This window comes from Gammaproteobacteria bacterium (assembly GCA_021647245.1).
Classification (GTDB): Bacteria; Pseudomonadota; Gammaproteobacteria; order RBG-16-57-12; family RBG-16-57-12; genus JAFLJP01.
In genome coordinates, this window is the sequence record JAKIVC010000030.1 from 24,153 (window position 1) to 34,619 (window position 10,467).

Consider the following 10,467-nt stretch of genomic DNA (forward strand, 5'->3'; position numbering starts at 1 on the left):
GTCGATGTCACTCTACCTACTCTCGATCCACCAAGGGGAGCGTTATTTAATTCCTACCGCAGATGTTATCGAGGTGGCACCTTACGTTAAACCACGCGAGATTGCCGGTACGCCAGATTATATTGTAGGGATGATCGATTATCGGGGCGAAACACTTCCACTGGTTGATATCTGCTTTTTGTTGAGTGGCGTGCCTTGTAGAGTTGTACTGTGTAGCCGTATTTTGATTGGTAAAATTAACTCACCTGGCGGAGAGGTCGTCACCGTTGGTTGGCTGTTTGATGGTGTCACAGAAACATTGCGTATTGATGAGGCGCAGTTTAAAGAGCCCCCTCTACACCTGGATCGAGTGCCTTATCTGGGTGATGTGGCGACGGATGAAAAAGGCATCATGCAGCGCATGGTTGTTCAGCAGATCTTACCAGAAGAAGCCTATGCCATTTTGTTTGCTCCCGCTGATTAAACTGAGCGCTGCACTCAGAATATTTAGAAAGCTTACGGCAATAGCGTGTAAACAGTGACGGCTTCCCACTACTGAAATTTATTCGACGCACCATTTTCGGGCTTATTGACAGTGAAAATTGAACCGATTGTCAGGTATCTGCAACAACAGATGGGTATGAACCCGGATGCGGTTGGCTTTGATACGATGAAAAAAGCCATCTACATTGCGATGAGTGCACATGAGCTGGATGACCTAGACGGCTACTATCAACTTATTCAAGAGGATAGCTCAGCACTGCAAAAACTTATTGATACCGTGGTCATTCCAGAGACCTCTTTTTTTCGTGATAAGAAGCCATTCCAGGTTTTAAAAAATAACTTGCGCCTACTCTATCGATCATTATGCGATGAGGGTGAGCCGATTAAGATTTTAAGTGTACCTAGCTCCACAGGTGAGGAACCCTATTCGATCGCTATGACCTGCCTGGAGGCCGGGCTTAAATATGGGGAGTTCGAAATTCTGGCTTGTGATATTTCACAACGGGTACTGGAGGTCGCACAGCGAGGGCTATACAGTGATTACTCTTTCCGGGGTGGCTGTGAAGCCTATCAGCAGCGTTACTTCAGCCGCAAAGAGAACCTCTTTCAGATTGATGAGTCGCTGCGAAACTCAGTGACTTTTTTTCAGGGAAACCTAATTGGCGATCATTTTATTGACAAAGTGGCCAAAAAATTCCATATCGTTTTTTGCCGCAACCTTTTGATCTATTTCGATAAACATACCAAGTGCAAGGCGGTTTCTGTTATTGACTCTCTGCTGCATGATGAGGGCTTGTTAGTGGTCGGCCATGCCGATACCGCCGTTTTGTCGAGCTTGGGCTACCGGCGTTTTTCAGATCAACTGTCATTTACCTATGTTAAAAGCCACAATACACAGCAGGCTGCCGCTAAAATTGATAACCATACCCTTGCTGAAAAAGGTAAGCGGGTTGTGGCGGCATTGGTGGCTGCCCGCACTGATGTTGCGTCTTCGCAACCTCCCGATGTGGAGGAGGTCACGGCTGCGGCAACCGCTGTTGCTGCCAAGTCGGGCCGCGATCTTATTCAAGAGTTTGAAACCCTGTTGTTAAAGAGTGAATTTTGTCGATTGACGGCGCTCTGTCTGCGCCTCATAAAAGAGCCGCATGAGAGCAGTATCGCCAACCATTATCTTGGCCGCATCGCTTTTTTAGAGGGTGATATGCCGGGGGCGGAGGAGCGATTTAAAAAAGCGATCTACCTACAGCCAGATGATGAGAAGGCACTGCATTTTTTAGCAGAAATATCAAATAATCAGGGTGATGAGGCGGCCGCACAGCGTTATCAGCAGCGAGCTAATAGAATTAAAGCACGCACATCGCAGCCGCTAAAGAGCACCCCCTGATGTCTATGAAAAAAATGATCGATAACTGCTGGAACACGACCGGTATCTGGAGCCGGGAGCACACTTGCCCGAAACTAAAGGAGGTTATTCACTGCCATAACTGCGATGTTTTTCATCAGGCCACCTCGTTTGTTTATGATGCACCATTATCCGAGGAGTACCGGGATGAGTGTACGTTGCTGTTGCGTGAGAAAAAACCGACTGGGAAAGTAAAAGAGTGCTCGGTTTTAACCTTTGAAATACGGGAAGAGTGGCTAGCGATTCCCGTTAGTTATGTTAAAGAGATTACAGATTTTCGTAATGTGCAGCGGCTGCCGCACAATAAAAACGCTTTTATTCTGGGGATTGTGAATATTTCGGGTGAAATAGAGGTCAGCTTTTCACTGGAAAAAATCCTTGGTTTAAGTGGAGGCGAAGGGCAGCAGCATAAACTGCGCCATGTGATTATTGCCGAATATGACAATAACCACTATGTTTTCCCGGTGAGCCAGCTGGGAGAGGTCTACCGTTATCATCAAGATGATATGCAGGGCGTTCCAAGTGGCCTGGATGAACGTGCCGGTTCATTTATGCACGGCATCATTAAGTGGAAACGCCGCAAGGTGGGTGTGATCGATGCTGAACTACTGTTTTCTACCATCAGTAGGAGCTTGTGATGGGTGATCATGACTTCTCCATGTTGAGCCTATTGCGCATGGAAGTGGAGCAGCAGTGCTCAGCACTTCGAAGTGCCTTTGCGGGCATTAAAAGCAGACCAGATGAAGCGGTGCTTTTTGATGATGCCGGTCGTGCTGCTCATGCGCTAAAAGGGGCTGCTAAACTGGTTAATATTGCCTCTATCCAGCTCTTGGCAGAAGGGCTTGAAAGTGTGATTCAGCGTGTGATCAATAGTGGAGGGAGGCTGTCGAGTGAGCACTTTATATTACTGGATTCTGTCTTAAAAGAGGCAGAAATGCTCGCGGCACTGGACGACGAAGCGATACAAAACTTTGACACAGGACAGGCGTCATTCACCGCTCTGCTGTCACAACTCAAAGAGGTCGATATTGATCCTGTTGTTACGGATGCTCAAGTAACCACAGTGGCGCCGGAAAAAGCAACCATCGACTCTTCGATGTTGGAGATGTTTCGTGAGGAGGTTGCCACTCACAGTGCGACCTTGGTGGATTCTCTGCTGATACTGGAAGATGATCCCGATAACGATGTGGTGCTAGAGAGGCTGATGCGAGCGGCTCACTCAATAAAAGGCGCTGCACGCCTGGTGGGGGTGGAGGCAATTGTAACCATCGCCCATGGTATGGAAGACCTCTTTGTGGCGGCGCAAAAAAAGCAGCTGTTATTGGGGGCCGATGCGGTTGATGTGTTGCTGGCAGCCAATGACCGAATAGCCACTATTGCCACGTTACCTGAAACCTCAATTTCCACTTGGGCGGTTGAAAATCGTAACGTGTTGGATCAGACAATCGTATTATTAAATGCGGTTTTTGACGGCACACTGTCTGATATATCTGTTGATAGCACTGCAGCAGTTGATGCAAATAGTGCGCAGGCAATAGCTGAAGTGACGACGCCGAGCCAAACAGATAACGGTGAGGTTGCAGTAAAAAGTGTATCGGTGGCTGAAAGCCGAGTGTTAAAGGTGACCGCTGACCGCCTGGATAACATGATGGGGCTTGCGGGTGAGATAAAAGTAGAAGCGGGCTGGCTGTTGCCGTATCTCGACAATATGATGGTGATGCGTAAAAAACAGCATGAAATGTCATCACTTATTGATGGTGTTCGCGAATATGTTGCCTCCGAAGTCGATAACCCTGAACTCCTGGCGCGGGTTTCACAGGTGCATCATAAAGTAGTCGAGTTTCGTAATATTATTATCGACCAGATGAACGACCTGGATCAATATGAACGAAGAATTACGCACCTTACTGAACGCCTACACCGGCAGGCGCTCTCAACCCGCATGTGCCCATTTTCTGACGGCGTTCATGGCTTTCAGCGTATGGCCAGGGACATCGCTCGTTCGCTGGGTAAAAAAACTCGCTTAGTGATAAAAGGTGAGTCAACACAGGTTGATCGTGATGTGTTAGAGAGGATGGAGGCACCACTGAATCACATTATCCGTAATGCACTTGATCATGGGGTTGAATCACCGAAACAGCGTCGTAAACTTGCCAAGCCGGAGCAGGCAACCATTACTCTTTCGGCGTGCCATAATGAAGGTATGTTGCTGATTACGGTCGAGGATGATGGCGGTGGTATTGATGTGGAAATACTCCGCGAGCGGGTGAAAAAGAAAAATCTGGTAGATCTGAATATGGCGGCCAGCTTGAGTGATGAAGAGCTGCTTGCTTTCCTCTTTTTACCGAGTTTTTCTACCCGGGATGAAGTCACTGACCTCTCAGGTCGTGGGGTTGGGCTTGATGTGGTAATGGATGCTATTCACTCGATGCACGGCCGTGTTAACGTTGAGACAAAGCTGGGTGTTGGTACGAAATTTTTGATGCGATTGCCTTTAACGCTCTCGGTTGTGCCAGGTCTACTTGTTTTGGTGGCAGGTGAGTACTACGCTTTTCCCCTCTCCAGAATCGTCTGTACCGCAAAGGTACATGTGGATGAAATTGAAAGGGTAGAGGGGCACCAATATGCCACAATCAATGACCAAAATATCACTCTTCTGGCTGCCAGCCGAGTGTTTGAGCTTGAGAGCGTGCTGGTTGCCCATGATGAGCACCTATCGGTCATTGTGATTACCAATCACGATCAAACATATGGCATTGTAGTTGATGAGTTTGTGGATCAGCGCGAACTGGCGGTCCAAACCATCGACCCGCGCTTGGATAAAATACAAGATATAAGCTCCAGTGCACTGCTGGAAGATGGCTCAACTGTTTTGATTGTTGATGTGGATGATGTTGTCCATACTATCGATGTGCTGGTTAAGGGTGGTCGCCTAGGCCACCTTGAGGTGGCAGACCGTACAGACAATGTGAAAAGTAAAGCAATACTGGTGGTTGATGACTCCCTTACTGTGCGTGAAGTTGAAAAAAAGCTGCTGGAAGAGGCGGGGTTTGTTGTTGATGTCGCGATGGATGGCATGGATGGCTGGAATGCAGTGCGGGCAAAAAATTATAGCCTTATCATCAGCGATATTGATATGCCGAGAATGAATGGCATTGAGCTGGTCAACCTGATCAAGGGAAATAAACAGTTTAAACAAATTCCGGTCATTATTGTCTCATACAAAGATAGAGCAGAAGATCGACAACAGGGAATGGATGCTGGTGCAGATTATTATCTGACCAAGGGTAGTTTTCATGATGAGTCATTCATTAACGCGGTACATGACTTGATTGGTGAGGCCACCGAGTGCGTATAGCTATTGTTAATGATAAACCTGCAGCCATTGAGCTGCTCAGAGAGATTATTGCCTCAACCCCCCATCGCATTGCATGGATTGCTCATGACGGCGATGATGCCGTAGCCCGTTGTATCACCGATCGACCTGACTTGATTTTCATGGATATGGCGGTGCCGGGCATGAATGGAGTAGAGGTGACCAAGGCGATCACAACGTCTGCAACACCCAGCTCGGTTTTGCTGGTAACAGAGTCGCTCGTGGAGAGCGCTTCAATGGTTTTTGAAGCCATGGGGGCTGGTGCGCTGGATGTTGTAGAGGTCCCGAAGGGAACCGTAGAGTGTGCTGAGTTACTCAGCAAATTGCGCAGAATAGAGAAACTATTGGGTTTGAAGGCAGTGCAGCCTATACCCACGGCCGCTATGGGCAAACCGGTGGCTAAAATCAACCTATTGGCGATTGGCTCTTCTACTGGAGGACCGAATGCAGTTGCAGAAGTGGTTAAATCACTTCCCGCTGATTTCCCCGCAGCCATCGTGGTCATCCAGCATGTGGATGAAGCCTTTGCGGGCGGCTTTGTCGAGTGGCTCAGTACACAAGCAGCCATGAAAGTAAAAGTGGCAGAAAATGGTGACCAACTGCAACATGGCACTATTTATGTGGCAGCTACCAATAACCACTTGATTTGTGATGCTATAGGCCGACTAAAGTATACAGAGCAACACCAAGAGATTGTATACCGACCATCAGTGGATGTTTTTTTCAATAGTTTGGGTACATTTTGGCAAGATAACCTGCTCGCTGTTTTATTAACAGGAATGGGTAAGGATGGTGCAGCGGGTTTGTTGAGGTTGCGTAAAAAAGGGGTTTATACTATCGCACAGGATCAAGCAACGTGTGCCGTTTATGGAATGCCCCGTGCAGCTGCTGAGATAGGAGCCGCTAAAACGATTCAACCGCTCGGTAATATCTCACGGATTATAAAACAACAGATAAAAAACCTTACACAAGGGTCATGGCATGACAGATAATCTGGCGACAGGCTCCTCACAGAACACCATCATCGTGTTGTTAGTCGATGATCAAAAAATGGTTGCCGAAGCCATTCGGTACATGATTGCCGAAGAGGCAGATATCGAACTCCATTTTTGTGATGACCCCTCACAAGCCGTGCAACTTGCGAGTGAGCTGCAACCCACTGTTATCCTTCAGGACTTAGTAATGCCTGATGTCGATGGCTACACCCTACTGCGCTTTTACCGGGCGAATCCGGCGACCGCTTCAATACCTGTGGTGGTTTTATCAAGTAAAGATGATCCGCAGGACAAGAGCCAGGCCTTTACCAATGGTGCAAATGATTACTTGGTGAAGCTACCCGACAAAATAGAGCTGATCGCAAGAATAAGAGCACAGTCTAAAAGCTATTTAGCACAGAAAGAGCGCGATGAAGCCTTCCAGCAGATGCAGAAGCTGCAGCAAGAGCTGGAGGAGAGCAATCAAAAGCTTGAAGAGAGCAACATGATACTGCAGCGCCTCTCTACACTGGATGGATTAACAGGTTTGGCCAATCGACGTCATTTTGATGAGACATTGGCCCATGAGTGGAAGCTCGCGACCCGTGAAAAAACCCCGCTTTCCATTATCCTGTTGGACATCGATTTTTTCAAAAAATACAACGACAACTACGGTCACCAGGGGGGGGATGACTGTTTGCGAACGGTTTCAGCTGCCATGAATCGAGCGATACGCCGGCCAGGTGACTTTATTGCTCGCTACGGCGGCGAAGAGTTTGTTGTGATCTTACCTAACACTCACTGTAAAGGTGCAGAAGTGATTGCTGAAGAGATGCGCCTTTTTGTAGAAAATGAGAAGTTACCTCATGAATACTCAGAAGTATCCGATTATGTGACCATCAGTTTAGGTATAGCCGCCATGCGCCCCGTGGCGGGTGATAAACCGGAAGCCCTTGTTGGCAGAGCGGATAAGGCGCTCTATAAAGCAAAAGGGTCTGGCAGGAATTGTTATATAATTGATTGTTAGCCTGGTTTTACCCATTTAGTTGCTTGGTTAAGGTTTTTTGCAGCGACAAAATGAGGCCTCATATGAGTCAATTTAATCGCTGTAATAAAGTTTTGTAACCCCGAGCTAGATTGCGTATCATCTTCACGGATAAACATATCCCTTAAAAATAAAAAGTGTGGTCAATGGACAGAAAAACTTCAGAAGCGATATTGAAAAATCAGCTCAATATAACCCCTACTGACGCAAAAGTGGCGGCGGCGCTGGGTAATCACTACTTTGATGAGAAAAACGCAGTAGCCGCTATTGCCTACTACCAGCTCTCACTGGCAAATGATCCCAATCAACCCAGCGTAATGACCGATATGGCAACCATGTACTGGAATAATCAGGATGTGGGTTTAGCCGAGCACTTTTTTTCTCAGGCGATAGAGCAATGCCCCGACTTTGGTAATGCCTACATTAACCTCGGCTTGCTCTATCTTCACGCTAAAAGCGATCAAGCGCAGGCAAAAGCGAAGTGGCAACAGTTGATAGCGCTCTACCCCGATCACCCTGCGGTGGCCAAGGCCAATGAGCTGATTCAGGCGCTGCAAAATCAGAACTGAATTATCTTGGCTTGATGAGCCTCCACGGTAAATTTTAGTGAAATTGTGGGCTTGTTGTCCGTTAAATAGTGGCTTGATCGGTATTTTTTAACGTGATTGTTACTGTTTTCCAGAGAAACAGCAGTCGTTTATGAATTGAAATAATAGGTGATGTATGAGTAGAAATAGACTTTATTCAGCGGTTTTAATCGGCTCGGCACTTGCTGTACTGACAGCCTGTGGGGGGGCAGAAGTAAAGCCAATGGTTGAAGAGGGTAAAGTAAAGGCAAAAGAGGCTGTGCAAAAGGCCATAACGCCTGAAGTGATAGAGAAAGCTGAAGTTAAGGTTGAGGAAAAGGTTGAAGAGCTACTGCAAAAAGCCAAACCTGAAAGTAAGCCTGCGGTAAAGGCAGAGGCTGTCAAAGTGCAGGCTGCGGTGGTCGATAAAGTGCCTGAAGCGGTGCCAGCACCCAAAGCGGTGGTTAAACCGACAGCCGATGCGGTAAAAAAATCGGTAGCAAACAATGTGAAGCTGGGTGCGCGTAACCCAACTAAAAACCGGGTGGCTTCTGAAAAAGAGCTAAAGCAGAAAGTCTCATATGCGCGCATGATGTTTATGTCGAAATCAAGCAAGCGAGTGGCCGCCAGCAATAATGAACAAGCCAAGGCGATGTTGATCGATTCGAAGAGCAAGATGGAACGGGCTAAAACCTTATTGGAGGCGGGTGATCTTCAAGCTGCACAGACCAATATCGATGACTCAATGCGCCTGTTTAATGCCGCAGCGATTATGGTGCCGAGTGCTGCAGTGATTGCCGAACAGCGCAAGCGCTATGAAAGCTTGCTTAAGGTGCTGAGCGCCAACCGGCTAACCCATCAGGAAAACTTTGATCGCATGGTCAAAAAGTCTGGTAAAGAGGCGGGCATTGAATATGATGTAGAGCAAGTCGATGTTCTGGTGGAAGAGGCAGCTAAAATGGCTGCTGAAAAAGATTACGACAGTGCCGCTGCAACGGTCGATAGTGCCAATCGTATGGTCATTGCGGCAACATCCGAGATGTTGCACGATCAAACAATTACCTATGAAATCAACCTTGATACACCTGAGGGTGAATGGGCATATGAGCTGGATCGATATTTCGGCTATGAAGAGCTTATCCCCGTTGCGATTGAGAATAAAAAACCGAATAAAGGGCAGCTTTTTCTCATTAATCGCAATGTCAATAAAGGTAAAGGAATGGCAGAGAAAGCGCGTAAAACCGCAGATGCCGGTGACTACCCCCGCGCTATCGCCATGATACTGGATGCCACTAAAGAAATACGCAAAGCGTTGCGCCTAATGGGTGTTAAGCAGTAAAACAGATGTTCGGGCCGGGTTGTTGCCCGGCCTGATGCTTGTTTTTAGCGGCCGCATCAAAGTACCTTTCCACACTTACCCCTCCCCTTCTATTTTTACCTAATGCCTCTCTGAGCAAGGAAATTTAACATGTCTTTTTTTGATGTATTTAATGGCGATGCCGATGGGATTTGTGCCTTGCAACAGTGGCGTTTGGCTAACCCGGAAAAAAGCAGCCGCGTCACCGGTGTCAAACGTGATATCAGCCTGTTGAAGCGGGTGAATGCAACATCGGGTGATCAAGTGGCGGTATTTGATATTTCACTGGATAAAAACCGCGATGCGTTGAATACCCTGCTAGCACAAGGGGTGAATATCATCTACTTTGATCACCACTTTGCGGGTGAGATTCCAGCCCATGATAATTTTGAGGTGAAGATTGATACCTCTGCAGAAACCTGCACCAGTTTACTGGTTAACCATTACCTGAAAGCCGCTTTTCCCCGCTGGGCGATAGTGGGTGCCTTTGGTGATAACCTAGTGGCAACAGCTGAAAAGATGGCAGCGGGTATCGGCTTGAATGAAGAGGATACAGCACAGCTCAAGCAGTTAGGCGAGTGCATGAATTACAACGGCTATGGTGCCTCGCTTGATGATTTGCATGTCACACCCCAAGCATTAAGCGAAGAGCTATCGGTATACCAGGATCCACTCGAATTCATTGCAGATGAAAACAGCAGCTATCAGAAGCTATTAAAAGGCTATCAAGAAGATCTGGCGCAAGCGGCATCGGTACAACCGTTTGAGTGTGACTCACAGGTAGCGCTCTATCATTTGCCAAACCAAGCGTGGGCGCGTCGGGTCAGTGGGGTGTTTGCCAATCAACTGGCGACTGAAAACCCGGGGCGGGCTCATGCAATGCTGACTGAGAAGGCAAATGGTCACTATCTGGTAAGTGTACGTGCTCCGCTGAATCGTAAAGAGGGCGCGGACCAGCTCTGCCTGCAATTTGAAACAGGTGGTGGGCGAAAAGCGGCGGCGGGTATTAACGACCTTCCTGCAGACCAGGTTGAGAGCTTTACTCGCAAATTTCGTGAAGCCTACGCTCTGAGACCTGTGCACGAAAAATAGTTCAAAAATGTCGTCCATGGCGGTCAGCCCGTATCTGCCAACATGCCCCCTCTGTCAGCATAGTTGCCCATCCGTTAGAATAAACTTCAATAATCATCGAGCGTGGGCAAAACGAGGCATAAATGAGTTATCCAAAAGAACGAAAAGAGACCGTACTGAAGAAAATGCTACC

At 47.6% G+C, this 10,467-nt stretch carries 9 protein-coding genes; all 9 read left to right on the top strand.

Annotation, left to right across the window (positions count from 1 at the left end; all coding sequences use genetic code 11):
* Positions 1-4: 4 nt before the first annotated feature.
* The 9 genes from L3J94_09655 to L3J94_09695 all read left to right on the top strand — a co-directional run bounded on the left by L3J94_09655 (position 5) and on the right by L3J94_09695 (position 10,295).
* Complete coding sequence (locus tag L3J94_09655; GenBank protein MCF6218998.1) at positions 5-463, top strand: chemotaxis protein CheW; 459 nt, start codon at positions 5-7, stop codon at positions 461-463.
* A gap of 111 nt (positions 464-574) precedes the next feature.
* Positions 575-1,867 (top strand): hypothetical protein, encoded by a 1,293-nt coding sequence (locus tag L3J94_09660; GenBank protein MCF6218999.1) that lies wholly within the window; start codon positions 575-577, stop codon positions 1,865-1,867.
* Positions 1,867-2,523 (top strand): chemotaxis protein CheW, encoded by a 657-nt coding sequence (locus L3J94_09665; GenBank protein ID MCF6219000.1) that lies wholly within the window; start codon positions 1,867-1,869, stop codon positions 2,521-2,523. The genes L3J94_09660 and L3J94_09665 overlap by 1 nt, the downstream gene beginning before the upstream one ends.
* The gene (locus L3J94_09670; protein ID MCF6219001.1) at positions 2,523-5,243 is read left to right on the top strand and encodes a response regulator; all 2,721 of its coding nucleotides are present in this window, start codon (positions 2,523-2,525) and stop codon (positions 5,241-5,243) included. The genes L3J94_09665 and L3J94_09670 overlap by 1 nt, the downstream gene beginning before the upstream one ends.
* On the top strand, positions 5,234-6,253 hold the full coding sequence (cheB, locus tag L3J94_09675) for a chemotaxis-specific protein-glutamate methyltransferase CheB (GenBank protein ID MCF6219002.1): 1,020 nt from the start codon (positions 5,234-5,236) through the stop codon (positions 6,251-6,253). Before L3J94_09670 ends, cheB begins: the two co-directional genes overlap by 10 nt.
* Entirely contained in the window at positions 6,243-7,262 is a 1,020-nt protein-coding gene (locus tag L3J94_09680; protein MCF6219003.1) for a diguanylate cyclase, read from the top strand. Before cheB ends, L3J94_09680 begins: the two co-directional genes overlap by 11 nt.
* A 164-nt stretch (positions 7,263-7,426) precedes the next feature.
* A complete protein-coding gene (locus L3J94_09685; GenBank protein MCF6219004.1) occupies positions 7,427-7,849 on the top strand; it encodes a tetratricopeptide repeat protein in 423 nt (140 codons plus the stop codon).
* Between the two features lie 154 nt (positions 7,850-8,003).
* Complete coding sequence (locus L3J94_09690; protein ID MCF6219005.1) at positions 8,004-9,185, top strand: hypothetical protein; 1,182 nt, start codon at positions 8,004-8,006, stop codon at positions 9,183-9,185.
* A 129-nt stretch (positions 9,186-9,314) separates the two neighbouring features.
* Entirely contained in the window at positions 9,315-10,295 is a 981-nt protein-coding gene (locus tag L3J94_09695; protein ID MCF6219006.1) for a DHH family phosphoesterase, read from the top strand.
* Positions 10,296-10,467 lie beyond the last annotated feature (172 nt).